At 44.3% G+C, this 20,978-nt stretch carries 17 protein-coding genes and 1 pseudogene; 17 read left to right on the top strand and 1 reads right to left on the bottom strand.

What is annotated here, in order from left to right; genetic code table 11:
• The first annotated feature begins 14 nt into the window (after window positions 1–14).
• The 6 genes from CCC32_RS11505 to CCC32_RS11480 all read left to right on the top strand — a co-directional run bounded on the left by CCC32_RS11505 (window position 15) and on the right by CCC32_RS11480 (window position 7,578).
• The gene (locus CCC32_RS11505) at window positions 15–1,139 is read left to right on the top strand and encodes a hypothetical protein (protein WP_287074662.1); all 1,125 of its coding nucleotides are present in this window, start codon (window positions 15–17) and stop codon (window positions 1,137–1,139) included.
• Between the two features lie 538 nt (window positions 1,140–1,677).
• Window positions 1,678–2,118, top strand: a complete 441-nt coding sequence (locus CCC32_RS11500; RefSeq protein ID WP_052484576.1) for a hypothetical protein — start codon at window positions 1,678–1,680, stop codon at window positions 2,116–2,118.
• A gap of 32 nt (window positions 2,119–2,150) precedes the next feature.
• Complete coding sequence (locus CCC32_RS11495) at window positions 2,151–3,035, top strand: IS3 family transposase (protein WP_287074660.1); 885 nt, start codon at window positions 2,151–2,153, stop codon at window positions 3,033–3,035.
• 511 nt (window positions 3,036–3,546) lie between these two features.
• Window positions 3,547–3,807: a helix-turn-helix transcriptional regulator gene (locus CCC32_RS11490; protein WP_287074658.1), complete on the top strand. Its 261-nt coding sequence runs from the start codon at window positions 3,547–3,549 to the stop codon at window positions 3,805–3,807.
• 702 nt (window positions 3,808–4,509) lie between these two features.
• The gene (locus CCC32_RS11485) at window positions 4,510–6,342 is read left to right on the top strand and encodes a DUF262 domain-containing protein (RefSeq protein ID WP_287074656.1); all 1,833 of its coding nucleotides are present in this window, start codon (window positions 4,510–4,512) and stop codon (window positions 6,340–6,342) included.
• Between the two features lie 54 nt (window positions 6,343–6,396).
• Window positions 6,397–7,578: a Fic family protein gene (locus tag CCC32_RS11480; RefSeq protein ID WP_287074654.1), complete on the top strand. Its 1,182-nt coding sequence runs from the start codon at window positions 6,397–6,399 to the stop codon at window positions 7,576–7,578.
• Between the two features lie 258 nt (window positions 7,579–7,836).
• Here CCC32_RS11480 and CCC32_RS11475 read toward each other — a convergent pair whose 3' ends face one another.
• Window positions 7,837–8,436, bottom strand: a complete 600-nt coding sequence (locus tag CCC32_RS11475; protein ID WP_502705624.1) for an ATP-binding protein — start codon at window positions 8,434–8,436, stop codon at window positions 7,837–7,839.
• Between the two features lie 61 nt (window positions 8,437–8,497).
• On the opposite strand from CCC32_RS11475, the gene CCC32_RS11470 reads away from it, so the two are divergent.
• The 11 genes and pseudogenes from CCC32_RS11470 to CCC32_RS11420 form a co-directional block, all read left to right on the top strand.
• Window positions 8,498–8,734: a helix-turn-helix transcriptional regulator gene (locus tag CCC32_RS11470; RefSeq protein WP_278816538.1), complete on the top strand. Its 237-nt coding sequence runs from the start codon at window positions 8,498–8,500 to the stop codon at window positions 8,732–8,734.
• 26 nt (window positions 8,735–8,760) lie between these two features.
• Entirely contained in the window at window positions 8,761–8,958 is a 198-nt protein-coding gene (locus CCC32_RS11465) for a hypothetical protein (protein ID WP_022315633.1), read from the top strand.
• Between the two features lie 8 nt (window positions 8,959–8,966).
• Window positions 8,967–9,464 (top strand): annotated as a pseudogene (locus CCC32_RS11460) (DNA adenine methylase); the annotation flags it as partial.
• A 72-nt stretch (window positions 9,465–9,536) separates the two neighbouring features.
• Entirely contained in the window at window positions 9,537–10,346 is an 810-nt protein-coding gene (locus tag CCC32_RS11455; protein WP_287074649.1) for a KilA-N domain-containing protein, read from the top strand.
• 37 nt (window positions 10,347–10,383) lie between these two features.
• Window positions 10,384–11,058: a transposase gene (locus CCC32_RS11450; protein ID WP_287074646.1), complete on the top strand. Its 675-nt coding sequence runs from the start codon at window positions 10,384–10,386 to the stop codon at window positions 11,056–11,058.
• A 121-nt stretch (window positions 11,059–11,179) separates the two neighbouring features.
• The gene (locus CCC32_RS11445; RefSeq protein ID WP_022316014.1) at window positions 11,180–11,473 is read left to right on the top strand and encodes a TonB-dependent receptor plug domain-containing protein; all 294 of its coding nucleotides are present in this window, start codon (window positions 11,180–11,182) and stop codon (window positions 11,471–11,473) included.
• A gap of 35 nt (window positions 11,474–11,508) precedes the next feature.
• A complete protein-coding gene (locus CCC32_RS11440) occupies window positions 11,509–11,652 on the top strand; it encodes a hypothetical protein (protein WP_287074643.1) in 144 nt (47 codons plus the stop codon).
• 94 nt (window positions 11,653–11,746) lie between these two features.
• The gene (locus CCC32_RS11435; protein WP_287074640.1) at window positions 11,747–12,586 is read left to right on the top strand and encodes a PepSY-associated TM helix domain-containing protein; all 840 of its coding nucleotides are present in this window, start codon (window positions 11,747–11,749) and stop codon (window positions 12,584–12,586) included.
• Window positions 12,587–12,845: 259 nt separating this feature from the next.
• Window positions 12,846–15,173 carry a right-handed parallel beta-helix repeat-containing protein gene (locus CCC32_RS11430; RefSeq protein ID WP_082030909.1) on the top strand — a complete coding sequence of 776 codons (2,328 nt, stop codon included), beginning with the start codon at window positions 12,846–12,848 and terminating at the stop codon, window positions 15,171–15,173.
• Between the two features lie 146 nt (window positions 15,174–15,319).
• Entirely contained in the window at window positions 15,320–18,505 is a 3,186-nt protein-coding gene (locus CCC32_RS11425; RefSeq protein WP_287074638.1) for a pectinesterase family protein, read from the top strand.
• A 238-nt stretch (window positions 18,506–18,743) separates the two neighbouring features.
• Window positions 18,744–20,978 (top strand): SusC/RagA family TonB-linked outer membrane protein (locus CCC32_RS11420; RefSeq protein ID WP_287074636.1); only part of this gene is annotated, 2,235 nt, incomplete at its 3' end.

Below are 20,978 nucleotides of genomic sequence, written 5' to 3'. Positions count from 1 at the left end.
AAAACCGCTATATTATGAAAGACTCCGATACTATCAGCTCATGGGATGAACTGCTGGCTTCGCTTGAGACCGCAGTCAGTCATCCCGTTGACACGGCATGGCAAATATACCGTTATTTGCAGAACAACTATACCACTATGGGCTCGCATCAGGTGCGCATGCTTTTGGTGGCATATCTCAAGCTGCCGGTAGACCGTCCGTCGCTGGTGCATTCGTGTGTTCTCGGCATCGCCGTGAAGATCAGTTCGGAGTATGCCGACTTCCAGTTTCCGCAGTTTCTGCAGATGTGGGGTTACGACAGATATCTGCGCGAAGAAGACAAGCAGAGGCAGACGGGAAAGGACGGCCGCAGCTATCCTTCGCTCATGCAGCGTGTGGAGCGCAGACTCCAGTCGTATGCCCTCCATCATCAGAGCGAGATGCCCCATCCCGTTGACGGCATCAAGGATATGGTAGCCGTCAAGGTGTTTGAGAAGCAGATGAACGGCAAGCGTCGCTACTTCGCCAAGCTTGTGGCTTCAGACGGTATGGAACTTGTGGCGAGCAGCCACCTTTTTCCATGCAAACCGTGGGAGATACAGGGACGGATGTATTCCGTGTCGGTAAGGGTGTCGAAGGAAGGCAATGAGAGGGCAGACGAAATAGTGGTGTCAGAGAAAAACATTGCTGACGCGTTTCCGTCCGTGGTAGGTTATGTAGGCGGTGTGGATATGGGTCACGGTCATTATCATATATACGATTCATTGTCGCGACATTTCGTGGCAGAGAAACCCGCACTTATGGTCAAGCAGCAGGATTTCGTGGTCTTCTCGCCTGTCATACCGGCAGTAGACAAGTTCAAGAGTGCCATAATCTCTACTGTCCTGCCTCATGACGAAGGCTTGAAGGCCTTCGGAACGATGAAGGCGGAGATAACATATATGAATACCGACGAAGGTTATCTGCGCTATCGCATAACATCTCCAATCGCCGACACTCCGGAAGGCACCCTGGCGGAAGAAGGCTTTGCCCGTCTTTCTGCCGTTGCCGACGACAAGATGCGCCAGTCTTTGACAGTAGGCGATAGTGTCAGTCTTCTCCTTTTCCTGAAAAGAGGAAAAGATGGAGAGAAGCGAAACCACGTGGTTGAGATATCGTAAACTATTTTTTTTGATGAGCAAAGCATAGGCTTCGGATTTCCCCCACGGCGTGGGGAATCAATCCCCCTTATGTGGGGTTTCATTCCCCACGCCGTGGGGAATATTCAGATGTGCCAATTGGCAATGATACTTCGATGATACTTTAGTGATACTTTTCTGTAAAATAACCGGAAAAGTATCATTGTCCTTAACTTATTGATTTGTAGGGCTTTGGGTACTTGCTGAAAGCCCGAGAATGATACTATGATACTTTTCTGCGGATTATCTTCACATCCTTGATAATCAAGCGCATTGCACTTTAATCGGTACGGACGAAATTTCAACATTTAGCCGAACATTCTCGGAATGTTCAAATCCTTGATACTCAGCCGTTGCGTGTATCCTGTCGTACCACGCTTCTTCTTTGTGCTATTTTGCGGTAGCTCTGATATGGCAAAGATAGTTATAATCAGTGAGAAAAGGGAAGGAAATGGTAGAAATAAGATTGTGACTTACCCTAAAAAAACTTGACACTTTTGGATGCCTAAAACAAAAGTGTATGAGAACAAAAGTAAAACGTGAAAGAGATCGTGTCCTAAATGAAGCGACAGGTCAGTATGAATGGGTATGGGTAGAATCCACTCGCTACATTCATGATGAAGAAGATCGAGTACTTGCTGCACTTGATTTCCTTAAAGGCGAGAATACGCCTGAGGAATTAGTTGAGAAACATCATATTTCCAACATTCAGGTGCTGTTTTCTTGGGTAGGTCGTTATCTTTCTGAAAATCGTTTAGTATCTTTGCAGGAGAACAACGATGACACTATGGCAAACAAAAGTAAAGACGAGCAGATCAGAGAATTGAAAGCAGAGCTCAAGAAAGCAAGAAAAGAGGCAGAACTAGAGAAACTACGTGCCCATGCCTACGACACAATGATTAACCTTGCAGAAGAACGATTCAATATTCCAATAAGAAAAAAATCTGGCACCAAACAGTAAGTCTGCTCCGCGAAGAGTCTTCACCAGCATCGATGAATACCCTTTGCAGGCTGTTTGGTTATAGCAGACAGTCGTTCTACAACCGTGAAGATCCAGACAATGACTTTGTCGATAATGCCTTAGAAACCATGATAGTGGAGAAGGCCAGAGAATACCGTAAGGCTAACCCTGGACTTGGTTGTGCCAAACTATACCTCATCGTCAAACGCTTGTTTGAATCCACTGATCGTATGCCTGGACGAGATGCGTTCATAGAATTGCTCCGTGCCAATGGATTGATGGTGCAGTTGAAAAGACGTCGTCACTACAAGACAACTGACTCCAGTCATCATTACCACAAGTATGACAACTTGATAAAGGATGTGGTTCCCATGCGACCTAACGAAATATGGGTCAGTGACATAACGTACATAGAAACAACTGAGGGTGTGTGTTACTTGTCGCTTATCACGGATGCCTATTCTCATAAGATTGTGGGATGGGCAGTAGGACCGACCTTGGAAACCATATACCCATTGGAGGCACTGCGTATGGCACTGGCAACAATTGACGATGAAACAGCATCCCGTCTCATCCATCATTCTGATAGAGGAAGCCAGTACTGTAGTGCTGCATACGTTAAGGAGCTAAAGGCACATAATATAATGATAAGCATGACCCAAAGCGGTGATCCTCTCGAAAATGCCATTGCAGAACGCGCCAATGGCATCATCAAAACAGAATGGCTCTACAAGATGAGCATACCGTCAATAGAGAATTGTAAGGAAGAACTGACTCGTATCATACGTTTCTATAATACAGAACGTCCGCATATGAGCATTGGATACAAGACTCCCGAAACGGTACATACAGAAGTTGGAGAACAAAAAAGGTGTTGGTGCAATCCATGGAACAGACCTGCTGCCACAGGCAGCTGATAGGTTTTTCTTAGCCATACAGCATCTCCTAAAATAATGGGCGCTGCCCCGAAAGACAACGCCCATACCACTATTTCAGTGTGATGCAGAAACCTATTGCTGGCGAGTTGCTCCTCAGCAGGGCTCGCTTCCTCTTCGGCTTCTGACAGCAAAATTACGAAATATTTTTATTTCTTGCACTAATCAAAGGAATAATCATTAACTTTGCAATTGGAATGCGAGAAGGTAGTAAAGCAAATCAGTTTACTGATGAAATCTTGTAAAACAAATCAGTTCAACTAACAGAACTTGTAAAGTAAAACAGAGAACTGAATAAAAGTAGTAAACCTAATTAGTTAATCGCATCCAATTCTGTCAACTAATTTTAGGAATAGTCATTGTAAAAATTTGAAATGCTACTGTTTTGTGCTTAAATAGATGTAAAACGCAATAATTTAGGCAACTATTTCCATAGTCTTTCGTTATTTTCATAGAATGTTTTTATCTTTGCATATGAAATAAATTAAAAGATATGGCAAGGAAAGACATCAATCGCATAAAAATAGTATTGGTAGAAAACAAACGAACTGCTAAGTGGTTGGCAGACCAATTGGGTAAAGATCCTGCAACAGTGAGTAAATGGTGTACCAACTATTCGCAACCAAGCCTCGAAACGCTTGTTCAAGTGGCAGACGCTCTTGATGTGGATGTCCGCTCTCTCATTGTGCAGACGAAGAAAAGCCGGATTGAGATAGAGGCGGAGAAACTTCTAAATATATCGCCTAACCAATAGAACATGATTCAATTAATTTATGACAACAAAAGAAATTGGCGAAAAGCCGTTAGACAACGCTCACCGTCTATTTGAGTCGGGCGATATAGACAAAATACCAGTCGGTACAACAGCAGGTATTCAGCAGATACGCAATATTTGTTTGAGGGTTTGTACCCATTTTCCGGTGTAATTCGTGATAAGAATATAGCTTAAGGAGGCCTCCGCTTTGCCAACTCGCTGTATCTTGAAGCGGCTCTCGCTGCCGTGGAGAAGATGCCCGAAGACTTTTGAGCATATTACAGAAAAGTATGTTGAGATTAACGTATGCCATCGTTTCATGGAGGGCAATGGTCACTCCACTCGCATCTAGCTCGACATGATGCTCAGGTGGTGATAGTCCTGATGTATTAGTCATAAGACTTGATTCTCGTGATCATCTGCCAGAATATGTTTACCATGTTTGGCTCGTCAGCGATTCTTTGATTTCGTAATGACTGATGTAAGGGGCATGAAAATGCCAAGAGGCAATAAAGAAAACATTATGCGATATGAGATTCCTTCAATATCTCTTGTAGAGCAGCAGCAAATAGTAGATAAAATTTATGAATACAAAAGGCAAATAGATTTGGCTCAAGAGGTAATGAGAGGTTGCACAAATCGTAAAAGATCAGTGATAGAGCATTACTTGAGTTAAGTTTAATATATACAAATAAGTGAACTATGATACAAAGCGTAAACAAATACCATATCTATGAGATATTCGCTTCGGATGGAAAGTTCTACTATTCCATTCCGAAGTATCAGCGTGAATATACATGGAGTTACAGAGAATGGGATGCTCTCTATGACGATATCAGCGAGAACAATCCCGAATATTTTATCGGTTCTATCATCTGTATTCCTTTGGGTGATTCGATTAACCCATATATGGAAGTGATTGATGGACAACAAAGACTTACTACTGTTAGTCTGTTTTTAGCTGCAATCTATACCCGCTTGAGGGATTATAAAGCCTTCATGGATGAAGATGACGAGGATATTCTTCCGGCATTGCGAAAGTCGTTGAAAAGCGGTCTGTCTCCAAATGAAATGAAGTTGGTGCCTCAAGTTCAGAACAACAATTTGGAAGATTACAATTTCATCATGTCTGAACTTGGTTTGAAGAAGTCGGCATCAACGAAACACCCATATTTTGGCGTGCGTAAAGTGTCACGTTGCTATCAACATTTCCTTTGGCTAATGGACAAAGAAATGGAGAATATGACACCAGAAGAAAAAGTATCATTTCTTTTGGACAAGTTTGACAAACTGAAGCAGGCAATGCTTGTTAAGATGGAGGTGTCCACTCATTCGGATGCTTATGTGTTGTTTGAGTCGCTAAACAATCGAGGAACACCACTTACAGCCATCGACTTGATGAAAAATCTCATTATGGCAAGGGCAGAATACAGTCATCTCACAACGGACGATTGCTTCAATCGTTGGCAGCAACTTTTGGCGTATCTTTCGGATGACTATGGAACCCAAGAACGTTTCTTCCGTCAGTATTACAATGCATTTAAACGTACTTTGAACGATCCTTTCCGTAGCGATAACGACAGAAAGAAAGATCCTCTTGGAGTAGTTGCGACAAAATCTAATTTGCTCAATATCTTTGAGAAACTGATAAATAAAGATCTCAATTCGTTTCTTACAGACATTCTAAAATGCGGACAATATTATTCGTGGTTAATACTGCAAGAACAAGACGAAAATCCATACAGAAAGAACTTGGAAGACCTTGACCACATTCAAGGTGCACCTTCTTATCTCCTTCTGATGTATATATTGAAGCATAAATCGGAACTTGAATTGACTGACTCTGATATCAACGCATTGATTGAGTTGTTGAATAAGTATTTTGTCAGACGTAATGTTACGGACTACCCAAGCACTCGTGACCTTACACGTATTTTCATGGACATTATTGCCCATATAGAGGATGAAATGCCCAAAGGCAAAGAAGTAACCAATACTATCATAAAGTTATTGGGTACAGCGAATAATTGTGCAACAGACGAAATGTTCGAAAAAAGTCTGCAAGGAGACATTTATAAGGAAAATGTTGGTGCTGCTCGATATATGCTTTGCAAACTTGCAGAGTCTGCCATGACACAAGAAACATGGACTGACCTTTGGGCTCGTACTCCGAAGAATGTGTATGTATGGACTATTGAGCATATCTTCCCTGAAGGAGAGAATATACCACAAAGTTGGGTAGATATGGTTGCAAGTGGAGATACAGAACTTGCAAGAAAGTATCTAAACGAATACACACATAAGATAGGTAATCTGACAATTACGGGCTATAACAGCACATTGGGCAACAAGTCTTTCTTGGAGAAACGTGACCGTCAGAGTAAAGATGGCAAGCGGTTTATTGGTTACAAGAATGGACTTGACATTAACAACGAAATAGCCAAGTTGGACGCATGGACTATCGAAAATATTAAGCATAGATCCGAAACTTTAATACAACAACTGATGGATATGTTTAAATTTCCAGGTCTATAGGTGTGGAAATGTGGAGAACTCAATCTATGAGATTTAAATTAAAGGACATTCTGTATGGGTGATATCAAACAACATTACACCGACTTCGATGAATACATCTGTCAAGGCGAGCCAAGTCAGAAGGAGAAAGCCTCCATTTGGCAGACGGCAATCGGATTGCAGGCTGTGGATGGGTTGCAGACTTCTGATTATCTGAAGGCTACGGCATGTAAACACATAGAGGGCGAGATCGATATTGATGAGGCTCGTGAACTGATAAATAGTTATTATCAGTCGAAAACTCTGCGTGAACCTGATGATGACGAGAAGCAAGAGGCGGATAAGGTCTCGGCTAATATCACTAAGATTCTTTCGTCGCAGACATTGGATTTTAGTACAGGTGGTTATATCTCTGTTCATCGGAGAGTCTTTGATGGTGTATTCAAGCATGCAGGAAAACTGCGTGACTATGATATAACCAAGCGTGAATGGGTACTTGACGGTGATACCGTAAACTACCTGAACTGGGAGGATTTGAGAAGAGCTATTGACTATGATATCAGTCATGAGAAGGAGTTTAGCTATAAAGGAATATCACCTGACGCCATGGTGGAACACATCACTCGATTTGTTTCTGGTCTGTGGCAGATTCATGCTTTCTGCGAAGGCAATACTAGGACGACGGCTGTATTCACAATACTCTATCTTCGATCAATAGGCTTCAAAGTAGATAATAGTCTTTTTGCTCGGCACTCATGGTATTTCCGTAATGCCTTGGTTCGTGCAAATTATAAGAATGCTCTGAAAGGAATTGATTATACCTCTGTATATTTGGAACGTTTCTTCCGAAATCTGTTGTTGGGAGATAAATGGGATTTGCGTAACCGTTACCTTCACATCCATGCAACAGACGAATGGAAAGTGCAGCAGAATCTTGAAGGTGGAACAAACAATCAGCAAGAAGAGTATAAGCACGGGTCAAGTACGGGTCAAGTACAGGACAAGCTATCCACGGATAATGCCAATATCAAACGGCTGATTATTGTAATTGGAAATCAAGAGTTATCTGTGAAGAGTATGATGAATGCTTTGGAATTAAAGGGAAGAGACAATTTTCAAAAGCTTTATCTGAAGCCGGCTATTAGTGAGGGATATGTACGTTTGCTTTATCCGAACTCTCCACATCATCCTCGCCAGAAATATCTTCTGACCGTGAAAGGGTTAGCGGTGTATGATGAGTGTGTCAAATCAATGTGAAAAATCTGCCAGAGCTTGCTCCCCGAAGGCGATCAGCCGAGGAACTCCGAGGATGCTTGACTTGTACAAGAACTCCTTTTGGAGAGGCAGCCTGATGCGGTTTTCAAAAACCGGTAATTAGGCTTACCGATTTTTAAAATCGTTGTTTTAGCGGCATCAAGATAGCTCGTTGGAAAAGTAAAAGCCAGTGTTCTTTGTGCATCTTATGTGAGGTGCGCATTGAGCATTGGCTTGACATTTATGAACAATTATTGTTTCTTAGCCTCTGTATGAGCCATTCAAGAAAGGAACAATCTCGGTTGTCTCTTTCAATCGGTCACCGATACGCTTGCCGTACACTTCTGAGATTTGTTGAGGGGTGAGGTTGGAGGTGATGATAGTCGGCAGTTGGTGTTCATAGCGGTAGGAGATGAGGTCGATGATGGGACTGAGCACATTGCCGTATTCGATGATTTCGCGAGGCTCGGTACCAAGGTCATCTATTGCCAGGATGTCCTTGTCCATGAGTGACCGCCAGTCTTTGGGATGCATTTTGCAGATGTTGGCAAGGTCTTTGGCATTGTAGAGGCTGATGCCGAAGTCCTGACCTGTCGCTTGATACTTGATGCCCAAATGATTGACGAGGTTTTGCATGGCATAGACAAAGGTTGTTTTGCCATTGCCGCAACCGCCAACAAGCAACAGACTGTTCTTGCCGGACATGCCACAAAGCCAGTGGGCAACACTTGCAACTTGTTTATGCAACTCACTACCATTCCGAAATGGATGGTTGCGATATTCCACTTCAGCCGAGATGGCTGCTTTGTCTCGTTTTGTTGGAAAATTGATGTAAAACGCAATTATTATAGCATAAATCATTTGATTTTATTCTTCTTTTACATAGATATTATTTATCTTTGCTGTGTACAATAAATTTGTTCTGATGGCAAACAAAGATATAAACCGAATCAAGGTAATACTTGTAGAAAAGAAGAAAACCGCAAAGTGGTTAGCTGGGGAACTTGGCAAAGACCCAGCAACAGTAAGTAAATGGTGTACAAATGTCTCGCAGCCCAGCCTTGATACGCTTGTGGAAGTGTCCAAGGCGCTTGACGTGGATGTGAGAGAACTACTCGTATCCACCAAGGAAGAGCCGAAGTATATTCGTGTAGAATGATGGCAGACGAAAGACAAACAAAAAAAATGAACGAATCATCATTATACAAAGTTGGCGATGAAGTGGTGTTTACATTGAACGAAATACAAAAAGAAGGAGTAGTTTCTATTTTTGATGCTAACGGAACATTCGAACGCCCCAGAATCCCATCTTATGATATTTTGGTAGAAAATGAGAATATGCTTTATAAACATGTGCCATACGACATGGTAAGTAAAAAATGACATTAATAATGAATACAAAAGCAAAACCATTCATCAAATGGGTTGGCGGAAAAGGTCAACTCATTGAACAACTGGAAGCCAAACTCCCAGCTGACTTTGATAATTGGGATAATGCTACATACATAGAGCCATTCGTTGGCGGTGGGGCTATGTTGTTCTATATGCTGCAACAGCATCCAAATATCAAACATGCCGTAATCAATGACATCAATTCAGACTTGATTACTTGCTATCGAACTGTACGTGACTATGTGGAAGAGTTGATACCTGCTTTGCGTGACATACAAGCAGAATATTACGCTTTGCCAGATATGGAGGCCAAACGTGAGATGTTCATGACTGTACGCCAACGTTACAATGAAAAGAATCTTGATCCGATAGAGAATACAACAAAATTCTTCTTTTTGAATCGTACTTGCTTCAATGGCTTGTATCGTGTAAACAAGAAAGGACTATTCAATGTGCCTTTTGGAAAGTATTTGCAGCCACAAATATGTGACGAAGATGTAGCATAATAACTGTTTCTATATAATTACGACCAAATCATATAGAGATAATGTAATGAGAAGTATAAAATCATGGCAAAAATAATAGTAAAGAATCAAACAATAAAGACTCTATCCAAAAATGGAGTTGATTATATTTGTATCACAGATATTGCAAGACAAAAGAATCCAATAGAGCCAAAAGATGTGGTAAAGAATTGGTTACGTTCTAAAAATACATTGGAATATCTTGGGCTTTGGGAGCAGCTGAACAACCCTAATTTTAAAGGGGTCGAATTCGACCCCCTTTTGAAGGAGGCTGGCTCAAATGCCTTTACAATGAGTCCAACTCGTTGGGTGGAACTCACTAATGCAGTTGGTATTATTTGCAAAAGTGGAGCGAACGGCGGAACTTATGCCCAGAGGGATATAGCCTTTAAGTTTGCAAGTTGGGTTTCTGTTGAATTTGAGTTATACTTGATAAAGGAATTTCAACGACTGAAAGGAGAGGAACAAAAACAGATAGGGTGGTCTGCCAAGCGTGAACTGTCCAAGATAAACTACCGCATTCACACGGATGCTATCAAAGCAAATCTCATACCTGCGGAGGTTACACGTGAGCAAGCTGCCATGAAGTATGCCGACGAAGCGGATGTACTCAACATTGCCATGTTCGGAATGACAGCAAGACAATGGCGAGAACTGAATCCCAACAAGAAAGGAAATATCCGTGACTACGCCAGTATCAATGAACTCATTTGCCTATCGAACATGGAGAACCTCAATGCTGTGTTCATCAATGACGGTATACCACAGTATGAACGACTGATCAAACTAAATCGAATTGCCATCCAGCAGATGAAGATTCTTGAAGATACTGATGGCAGAAAATATTTAAAGTAAAGATACCCGTTGGCGGAATTAATTTAAGTTGATAAATATGAGTAAAAAGTTGTACATATCGTTGATTTTTAGTAACTTAGTGGTGCTCAAAACATTAAGTTCAAACCATCGTATGTACAACCTTTATACAAAATTCGTCAAAATACTTGAGATATGCAAGCAATTCTCTGAATATCTCGTCAATGAATCGGGTAATGTTCCACGTCGTGGTCTTGTTCCCAAGTTTTCGGATTTGGAAGTGGTGGCGCTATCCCTGACAGCAGAGACCGAGAACATTGATAGTGAGAAGTGGTTATTCGACTATAAATTGCAAGAATACAAGGACAACATTCCCAATCTCATATCAAGGAGACAGTTCAATGACCGCAGGAAGAAAACGGCAGACTGTAGCATCTATGGTGACAAAGGGTATATTGGAGCTGACGTACAACTTGACTTGTTCGAAACCGCACACATAAGACTGGAGTGTCCGTATCGGCTCAACCAAAATGACTGGAAACCGACATTCATTCCGTTTGCAAAGGCAAGAAAGAGGATTGAGACAATATTCTCACAACTTACAGACCAGTTCTTGGTCATCAGGAACTACGCGAAAATAACGAATGGTTTGTTTGCCAGAATCATTGGCAAAATTAGTGCACTTACCATTCTGCAATACGTAAACTTCATTAACGACAAGCCCATTGGCAGAATTAAGTATGCACTAAATTAATTCCGCCAACAGGTAGGTATTAGTCTTTTTTTTACCCAAACCGGTCATTGGGGATTGATTGGATTCAGACTTTAAAATGGGTAATAAACAAATACGATAAGGAAACATCAAATATAACTAAATGAACAACAGAATTCTACTTTTTGCCGTAGCCGCTTCATTGGGCTGCGTAAATGCCGTGGCAAGTAATGTATATGATGGAACGGATGGCGACAACGACATTCGCAAGTCAATAGACCTCAACCCGGTGGTGGTAACAGGAAACGGTCACCATCAGCTGCTGAAGTCCACCACGACACCCGTGCATGTGCTTTCGCAGAAAGCAATCAAGGAAACAGGAGCGACAGACTTCCAGGATGTGCTGACAAAGCTCATGCCCCAGGTGTCGTTCACCCCTAACGCCATGGGTTCATAAATCTGAACACCACCCATACCTTCACGGTGGGCAGGATGTTCAAGCTCGTTCCAAGCATCGGCATCGACAATATCTTCGACAAGAACGACCATCGCATTGACACTCCTTCGCAGAAAGTTGCCCTCTATTCACCGGGCAGAATGCTTGTAGTAGGACTAAAGGTGAATTTCGCAAAATAAAACAGACATTTTTACGTTATGCTAAGGAGAGTGGCAGAATCATCATGTTTTGGTTCTCTGCTCTCCTTGTGCTGTTTTGATAAAAAGGACATCTATGACAAAGAAAATACTTCTGAAAATCCATCTGTGGCTTTCATTGCCCTTGGGCGTTATCATAATGCTTATCTGCCTGTCGGGAGCCACCCTCGTGTTCAAGAATGAGATAAGGAATGCTCTCGGAATGCCAAGAGTCGTTGCTCCGCACGCCAAGGGCGACAAAGGAGGAAAAACAGACAATGCCATAAAGGGAAAAGGCGCAAAAGACGCGACAGCTTCTTTCCGAAAGGAAAAGGCAGCAGCTCCCCACCAATGTTCTCCCGACGGATGCGACAAGTGTTCTTCGAGAGAAAAATGCCATCCGTCACCTTCTGCAAAGGATGACGTCATTGGTAAGGGCGCATTGAAGACCATACCTCCTACCAAGGATGCACCATACGGTACTACTACAAAGAGAGACTTCTTCTCCTATGTCACCAAATTCCACACCGGACTCATGATGGGACCGGTGGGCAAGATTATTGTCACCTACACCACATTGTTGTTTGTCTTTATACTGATAAGCGGAATATTCGTATTCCTGCCCCAAAACGGCAAGCAGCTGTGTCAGCGCTTCAAGGTGGAGTGGGGCAAGGGAGGCAAGCGCCGCCTGTTCGACCTTCATGTCAGTCTTGGCTGGTGGGCACTCCTTTGGCTGATGCTTCTCGCCTTAACAGGCTTGGGCTTCGGTCTGAAACTTGTGCCGAAGGGAACGGAGATGATGCAGGTCTTCCATCAACTCCACATCGGTTCGTGGGGAGGAATGATAACGAAGATCATCACTTTCGTGGTCAGTCTCATCGGAGCTTCGCTGCCTGTGACAGGTTACCTGCTTTATTTCCGCCGCAAGCGGAAATAGGATGAGAATACGGAACAAATACTAAGGGAAAGGGGCTCCTTTGCCCCTTTGCACACTATCCGGCCTTTTACATATATCGGCAATTATGGATTGTTGGAATTGATAATTTGGGCGTAAACGTTTACGTCGATAACTTGCCTTACATTGGAATAAGATTGTCTGTATTTTACTATATTTGCAATGCTGATCATACATCTTGGAGTGACAAGATGAAAGAAAACAATATATATAGTAATCTACTAACATTAATACTTATCCTATGAAACAATTATGGGCTCTTGTAGCCACGGTAATGTCTTGTGCCACACTTTCTGCACAAGATGTAGAATCAGACAATCGGTCGTGGTCGTTTACCTCTGTCTCGCAGGCTGATGTAAGTTTGATTTCCGGTGATGCAAACTGGAAGAAAGATTCAAAGAGTCGTTATTGCTATGTTCTCGCCATGGACAATGCGCCAGTGAAGGCCAACGATACGGAACTTGATGTAGCTAAGGGATTGACTTTCACGATTACTGCCAATGACAATGGTAATTTGAGACTTGGCGGCAGCACCGGTGCGTTGTGGCTCGGCGATGCGTCTTCGCTCGTGATTCCCAACCGCAAGGCGGGAGAGATGGTGAAGATAGAATACTGCACTTCTAACAAGTCGTCAACCCGTTCGCTTGCTCTTGTCAATCTTGAAGGCACGTTCCCTGCCTCTACAGGAAAAGAACATCAGCAGGGCAGCGGTAAGATAGTTGCTGATGGCGACGTAGTGGTAGGCATCACAGGAGGAATGTATATCTATAGCCTTGCCGTCGGCGATGAGGAAACCATAGGAGGAGGCGGTGGTACATCGCCCGACAACCCCGACAATCCGAACGACCAGACACCAGGTCTCGACTATATGACGGGAGATGCACCCATAGCAACGGCAAAGTTGGGATCAGGACCAAAGATCTATGTCTCACCGACGGGAAGCGACGCCAACGACGGACTGACACCGGAGACGGCACTTGCCAGCATTCAGCTTGCCATAGACAAAGCTGTGGATCCAGGAACAACAATCTGTCTCGCAGCCGGAGAATACCGTCCTACGGCACGCATAAACATCAACGACCGCAATGGTACGGCAGACAATTACAATTCGCTGGTCTGCCTCGACGGACGCGCCGTGATTAACTGCGACCATCCGTACCATTCGCATAGCGACAACCCATACCAGGGAATACGCCTCACCTCGTCTTACTGGCATTTCTATCATGTTGACGTGACAAATGCCAGTGACAACGGACTGCTCATCGAGCGCAACAAGCCGACCGGCGGTTCGTCAACCGACATCCAGAACAGGACACAGGATGCCCACGACAACATCATTGAAGATTGCAAATTCTATAGAAACGGTGATACGGGCGTTCAGATAAAGAATCTCGGAGCCTATAACTATATCCTCAACTGCGACGCTTTTGAAAACAAGGACGAAGGAGATGGTGATGCCGACGGTTTCGCACCGAAGATTTCCGTGGGAACAGGAAATTATTTCTATGGCTGCCGTGCATACAACAATTCAGACGACGGCTACGACGTGTTCTTCAAGAAAAGCGGAGGCTTCAAGGACAATGTCACGATAGTGTTTGAAAACTGTCTCGCTTACGAAAACGCTATTATCAATGGTGTCTTGACTGAAGGAAACGGTAACGGATTCAAGTGTGGCTCAGACCAGGGAGCGATGAACGTGGTTTTGAACCGCTGCATCGCAGTAAACAATGTGAACAAAGGATTCGACCAGAACCATAACTCAGGCGACATCATCATGAACAACTGTACGGGCTATGCTCTGAAAAGCGTAGACGGTCTTACGCTCAAGAAATCATATTCGTATAGAGCCTATGAGGATATAGCGGCAGGTCATGAGCTGGTGGCAACAAACTGTATATCCATCAACGACAACCTGAAGACGGACACACATCATGAAGACCCTACTAAGCTTGGCGAGAAAAGCACGAAATATGGAAGAACCCAGATTTCTGTCGGCACCCTCGTTACGACAGACCTTAGTGTTGATCCGTCGAATGTGGTAAACGAAGACAATTATGCAGAACTTATTGCCGATCGTGACGCCAATGGCGATTTGCAGTGGGACAACATCACTTGGGCACATCCCGTGGAAGGCAATGCCCTGCTCGTGGACAAGGGCACCGTGGTGGACGAAAATACAAAATATGCTTCACAAAACGTCAGAATACCGGCAATACGCTATGCTGGCGCCGCACCAGACCTCGGTGCTTTTGAACTTGGCTTGAAGAGCAAATCTGTAGCATTCGGTTCCGCCACCAACGGCATTGGCTATATTCAGAACAGCGAGAGCAACGGCAAGAAGGTTCGTCTCGTGCAGGCTTTCAACGGTCAGGTGATAGTAAGTGTTGACGGTGCACAGGCAAAAGACCAATTCGTCATCAGCGCTTACGATGCCGACGGGATGCTCCTGGGCAAACACGACTTCAACGGTACCAACACAAGCATTTATCTACCAAAGTCAAATGGTATGATAATACTGAAAGTCAATGGCAAGAACCTGAAAGAAAGTCTGAAGGTCGTGGTAAAATAACAAGTAAGAAAATGTAAATGTCTCTATAAATATCCTGTTCATTGTTTTTTTTACAATGAATGGGATGTTTTTTTTTAGCTTTATTTGTAAATATCCAATAAATGAGTTAACTTTGCCATAATAAACGAACTAATCTATATCAAAGCATGAACAATTTTCTAAGGACATTGACTTTTTGCGTCATTGCCTTGTTGTCTGCCGTATCGGTTAAGGCACAGGGTGACGTGACTGCAAAATGGGACTTCAAGAACGACCTGCCGGCAGGCATCCAGGAAACTACGAACTATCAGAAGACCACAGTTGACATTCCTTCCACAGTTGAAGGCGTGTCGATGCATGTAGATGCCACCAACGGCAAACTCTATTGTATCGGCAGAAACAACGCACAGTTCAACAGTGGCACGATTCTGCAGGTGCCGGTAAAGTCAACCCGCGACATCGTAGTAGTGGAGAACTATCCCAATTATCGTGGTTACACCGTTGGCGGTGTGACAGCAACAGCCGATGTGAACGAGCATCGCGCCACAACCGATGAAGTGGCTAAAGGATATGTAGAGATAAAGGCTACTGATAGTGGTTATCTTTATGGAGTGCAGGTGACTTTCGTTTCAGCCATCGCTACAAAAGAACTCTACAGCACCGATTTCTCTGATTGGGGAGCTTACGAGACAAAGGCTGACGACAAACAGGTGACTACAGCGGTATGGAATACCAAATACAGTCATGAGTCTCTTACCTTCTCTGTTTTCAATACCCAGATTGGTGCCACAAACTTCAATACCAGTAAATTCCCTGATTGGAACGGCGGTATGCTGATGGCTGCCAAGAGCGAGACTCCATATATAGAGACTTCGGCTTTGGCATCTGTCACTAAGGTTCATTTCCGTCATGGTGCTACAGGTGGCAACCGCGGATGGAAACTCCTGGCCAAAGGTGACGGTGATGCAGACTGGGTGGTAGTGTCAAGCACTGTTGCCAACCCGGCATCGGGATGCGATGTTGATGTTGACGTGAACAAGACAAACTGTAAACTGCGTTTTGAGAATATCACAACAAACCAGAATGCATATCTTCTCGAACTTGCCATCTACGGACTCGTTGACCTCTCGAAGACTCCGGCTTTGGGCAAGGTGACAATCAACGGAGTTGATTACCAGACTGCTGATATCTGTGAGGAAAACGCAGACGGCGACATGTGTGCTACCGTCGAGATTTCAAAGAAGGAGCATATGGTAGACGAGACTGCCAACCCTGTAGTGTTCGGAACTCCAGACAATGGAGAAATCAAGAGCATTGAATATAATAAGGGGGATGACAACAGTACTGTCGTTACCGTGGTGGTGGCTGCAGGCGACAAGACTGTGACATATAAACTGACAGTGGCATTCAAGCCAGACTATACCTTGACATATTATAATACAGACGGAACTGTGCTTGAGGCTGTTCAGCAGGTGGAGAAGGATTCTCCAATAGCAACCTTGAGAAACGGCGACGGCGTAATCGTTACCGACGGAAAGGCGTTCCGCGGATGGTTCGTAAAGAGCGATGGCGGACGCAAATATACTACTGCTGACATCGTGACTGGTCCTACCAGCCTTTACGCTGTGGCAACCGACATTGAAGTGACAAGCGACGTAAACCGCTATACTTATAATCTCGCAGATCCATATTTCTATGCAGAAGACCATGAAGGCTTCTGTCCTACAGGTGGAGCTTTCCACGACAAGCAGCATGGCTGGTCGTTCAGCGACGGCGATAAGATTGATATCCTCTCTGGCCGTCACTCTCTCATCTTCGTTACAGGCTGCAAATATAGCGGTGCTGCTAACCTGAAACTCATGAACGGTGAAACAGAGGTCGCTTCGATCGCTCTCGACAAGAGCAATGACGGTGTGATGCAGAGCATCGAATATACCGGTGAGCCAGGAACTCTTACTCTCGTTGCCGATGGTGGCATGTATATGCACAAGCTCGTTGTTGCCAACCTTGGTGACGCTTCAACTGAGAAGAACGAACTCGGATATTATGTCTGCCAGCCAGGCAACGGCGGCATCTTCCTCACTATGCTCGATCTTGCCAATGCAAACAGCAGCGCTACTGAGCGCACATGTATCTTCCTGCCAAACGGAACATACGACCTCGGTAAGGTTGCGCTGACCGCTGTTTCTGGAAACAATATCTCTATCATCGGTCAGAGCATGGACAAGACCATCATCAAGAATGCTCCGGATGTGAAGAACGAGGGAATCGGAACAACAGCGACTCTCTATGTTACAGGAAAGAATCTATATATACAGGACCTGACTCTTCAGAACGCACTTGACTACTACAGTTCTGGTTCTGCCGGTCGTGCGGTTTGTCTGCAGGACAAGGGTGACGGAACCATCTGCAAGAATGTGAAGATGCTTTCTTATCAGGATACATACTATAGCAACAACAATGGAGGTAAGTATTATTGGGAAGACTCAGAAATCCATGGTACTGTTGACTTCCTCTGCGGTGGTGGCGATGTATATTATAATAGGTGTAAGTTCGTTGTTGAGAAACGTAGTGCCGATGGTAAGGGTGGTTGTACTATAGCAGCTCCTTATACAGACGGTTCAAAATGGGGCTACGTGATGAACGAATGTGTTGTAGACAACTATGCAGAGACCTTCAACTATGGTCGTGCGTGGGGAGGAACACCTCGTCTGGCATACTTGAACACAACTCTTCTTCAGCCAGACATGATTATCAAGGACCGTTTCACTGTTGGTGGAATGAACGTTCCTGCCGACAAATTCGTAGAGTATAACACTATGGATGCCCAGGGCAATGTGATTTCTCCTGCTTCTAACGTGCTGAAGTTCACAAAGGACAATAAAGTAAACGAGATGGAGACAATCCTCACTGCTGACCAGGCAGCTGAGTATGCTCTTGACAAAGTGTTCCCTACATGGACTCCTGATGCAGACTGCGCACAGGTGGGACTCGGTCTCTTGGCATCCGAAGGCAACACCATTACATGGGCTGCATCCGAAGGAGCTAAGGCATATGCAGTGTTCTGCGATGAGCTGTTCGTTGGCATGACATCGTCAACATCATGGACGGTTGCCGAGGGCAAGAAAGCTGCCGATTATCTCGTGCGTGCCGCAAATGCAATGGGAGGCTTCGGTGGAGGTTCAACAACTACCACAGGCATCAACAGCATGAAAGTGGATGGCGAGAATGTTGTATCTACAATGTTCTATGACCTCCAGGGTGTGCGTGTCGACGGCAGTCAGCGTGGTGTGCTCATCATGGTTCAGAAAATGAATGACGGCAGCATGAAAACGACTAAAATCGTGAAGTAATTTATAGAAGTTTTTCATTGGTATAAATATTTAAGGGTGCGCGCATCTTCTTTTGGTGTGCGCTCCTTTTGCCTTATGTTTTCATTGCAAAACAAGTTGTTTGCCATTGAAATATATATGGTTTGTGGAGTTTTTAACGCATTAAGTGAAGTTTGACACCTCTTTATGTTGTTTATATTTTGAAAAATTGTAACTTTGCAATATCTTTTTAATTATTTTATTTTTATTAGTAAAAACTATGTTTGGTAATTTAAAAACTTTTCGACTAGGACTTATTGCGCTTATGCTGTTCTTCGTAGGCAGTCTGTCAGCGCAGTCGCTAAAAGGAAATGTGAAGGATAGCACTGGTGAGCCGATCATCGGAGCTACCATCCAGGAGAAAGGAGCCAAGAACATGGCTGTTACCGATCTTGACGGTAACTTCTCCATCAAACTTTCCGGTGGCAAACAGATTACAGTTTCATACATCGGTATGAAGACTGCTACTGTCAATGTTAGCGGCAAGAGCAGTGTTAACATCGTAATGGAGGACGAAGCGACAACCTTGAATGATGTCGTTGTAATCGGTTACGGTACGGTGAAGAAAAAGGACCTTACCGGTTCTGTCACTTCTGTCAGCGCCAAGGATTTGGCAAACATCCCTGTATCTACAGCCTCTGAGGCTATCCAGGGTAAGATGGCTGGTGTGACTGTTACTACAACAGAAGGTTCACCAGATGCCGATGTGAAGATTCGTGTGCGTGGTGGTGGTTCTCTTTCTCAGGACAACTCTCCTCTCTACATCGTTGACGGGTTCCCTGTCAGCTCAATCAGCGACATTGCGCCTAACGATATCGAGAGCATCGACGTGTTGAAGGATGCTTCTTCAACGGCTATCTATGGTGCACGTGGTGCCAACGGTGTTGTAATCGTTACTACCAAGAGCGGTAAGGAAGGCAAAGTACAGGTGAACTTCAGCGCTTCTCTCGGTGTGCGCAAGGTGATGAAGGAACTCGACGTCCTCTCTCCATACGACTATGCCAAGTATCAGTATGAGACTCAGTATGGCAAGGAGCAGGAGTATGGTGACTGGAGAGATATGGATATCTGGAAGTCTGTTACCGGTCGCAACTGGCAGGATGAGCTCTTCGGCAGAACCGGTCTGCAGCAGATTTACAACATATCTGTAAGCGGTGGCTCCAAGGAGACAAAGTTCAACGTCAGCTATTCTCGTACCGACGACAAGAGCATCATGATGGGTTCAAACTTCAGCAAGAACAACGTTAATGCCAAGTTGAACAGCAAGTTGAACAAATGGTTGACACTCGACTTCAATGCCCGTTTGGCATATTCTGTAGTCGACGGTCTTAACTCAGGTGGCGATACCAACGACGCAAGCGCCTCAAACTCAATCATCAACAAGGCAATCACATACCGTCCTGTTGAACCACTTAACGCATCAAGTGATGACGATGCTGACGAGTCGTCAAATACCGATATCAATCCATACGACCGTATGAGCGGTACTTACAAGCAGCAGCGTCGTTTCCGTCAGGACTACAATGCAGGTTTGAACTGGAAGCCGTTCAAGCATTTCACTTTCCGCTCTGAATTAGGTTTCACATGGAGATTTGAAAATACTGACCAGGCTTGGGACAAGCTCGCTACACGTAGCGACAATACAGGTGCCGGTGCTCCAAAGTCTAAGTTCTCCCGCACAGACGTGCGCAACTGGCGTAACGCCAACACCCTGACATACGATACCAAGGATGCCTTCGCAAAGGGCGACCGTTTGAATGTGTTGGTTGGTCAGGAGTGGTCAAGCTCATTGCAGAAGGATTATTATTCTTCTACAATCAATTTCCCTACAGATTTCTCTATCGGTGAGGTACTCGCCCACCAGGGTGCTGGCGAGGCTCAGCCTAACGCCAACAGAATCGGTGCCAAGGACAATATGGCGTCTTTCTTCGGACGTGTGAACTATACCTATGCCGACAAATATCTTTTGACAGCTACATTCCGTGCCGACGGTTCAAGCAAGTTCGCTTCTGGCAACCGTTGGGGCTTCTTCCCTGCTGTAGCCCTCGGATGGCGTATCAGCGAGGAGAACTTCATGAAGTCTGTTGACTGGCTTTCTAACTTGAAGCTCCGTCTGAGCTATGGTGAGGCCGGTAATAACCGTATCCCTTCTGGCAGCATCTATCAGCCATTCTCTTTCCCTAACGACTACAGCAAACTGAAAGAGCCATATTTCGGTGGCGAGATGGGAACTGTGATGGAACTCGGAAACTCAAAGTCAAACAATGACCTGAAGTGGGAGACTACTATCACCCGTAACCTCGGTTTCGACTTCGGATTCTTCAACAGCCGTATCAACGGTAACTTGGATTTATATTGGAACACTACCAAAGACCTTCTGATGCTGAGCAAGATTTCTTCAAGCTCAGGTTATAACTTCATGTACAAGAACTTCGGTCAGACATCTAACAAGGGT

Source organism: Prevotella sp. LMAG:51, assembly GCF_008680225.1.
GTDB lineage: Bacteria > Bacteroidota > Bacteroidia > Bacteroidales > Bacteroidaceae > Prevotella > Prevotella pectinovora.
Note: the sequence above shows the minus strand (reverse complement) of the source record. Positions and strands in the feature narration are given on the sequence as shown.

Bases quoted from the DNA above. Each gene is read 5' to 3' on its own strand.
- CCC32_RS11500 (WP_052484576.1), top strand. From the start codon at position 1,678: ATGAGAACAAAAGTAAAACGTGAAAGAGATCGTGTCCTAAATGAAGCG.
- CCC32_RS11495 (WP_287074660.1), top strand. From the start codon at position 2,151: ATGAATACCCTTTGCAGGCTGTTTGGTTATAGCAGACAGTCGTTCTAC.
- CCC32_RS11485 (WP_287074656.1), top strand. From the start codon at position 4,510: ATGATACAAAGCGTAAACAAATACCATATCTATGAGATATTCGCTTCG.
- CCC32_RS11475 (WP_502705624.1), bottom strand. From the start codon at position 8,436: ATGATTTATGCTATAATAATTGCGTTTTACATCAATTTTCCAACAAAA.
- CCC32_RS11435 (WP_287074640.1), top strand. From the start codon at position 11,747: ATGACAAAGAAAATACTTCTGAAAATCCATCTGTGGCTTTCATTGCCC.
- CCC32_RS11480 (WP_287074654.1), top strand. From the start codon at position 6,397: ATGGGTGATATCAAACAACATTACACCGACTTCGATGAATACATCTGT.
- CCC32_RS11430 (WP_082030909.1), top strand. From the start codon at position 12,846: ATGAAACAATTATGGGCTCTTGTAGCCACGGTAATGTCTTGTGCCACA.
- CCC32_RS11440 (WP_287074643.1), top strand. From the start codon at position 11,509: ATGTTCAAGCTCGTTCCAAGCATCGGCATCGACAATATCTTCGACAAG.
- CCC32_RS11425 (WP_287074638.1), top strand. From the start codon at position 15,320: ATGAACAATTTTCTAAGGACATTGACTTTTTGCGTCATTGCCTTGTTG.
- CCC32_RS11505 (WP_287074662.1), top strand. From the start codon at position 15: ATGAAAGACTCCGATACTATCAGCTCATGGGATGAACTGCTGGCTTCG.
- CCC32_RS11455 (WP_287074649.1), top strand. From the start codon at position 9,537: ATGGCAAAAATAATAGTAAAGAATCAAACAATAAAGACTCTATCCAAA.
- CCC32_RS11465 (WP_022315633.1), top strand. From the start codon at position 8,761: ATGAACGAATCATCATTATACAAAGTTGGCGATGAAGTGGTGTTTACA.
- CCC32_RS11450 (WP_287074646.1), top strand. From the start codon at position 10,384: ATGAGTAAAAAGTTGTACATATCGTTGATTTTTAGTAACTTAGTGGTG.
- CCC32_RS11490 (WP_287074658.1), top strand. From the start codon at position 3,547: ATGGCAAGGAAAGACATCAATCGCATAAAAATAGTATTGGTAGAAAAC.
- CCC32_RS11445 (WP_022316014.1), top strand. From the start codon at position 11,180: ATGAACAACAGAATTCTACTTTTTGCCGTAGCCGCTTCATTGGGCTGC.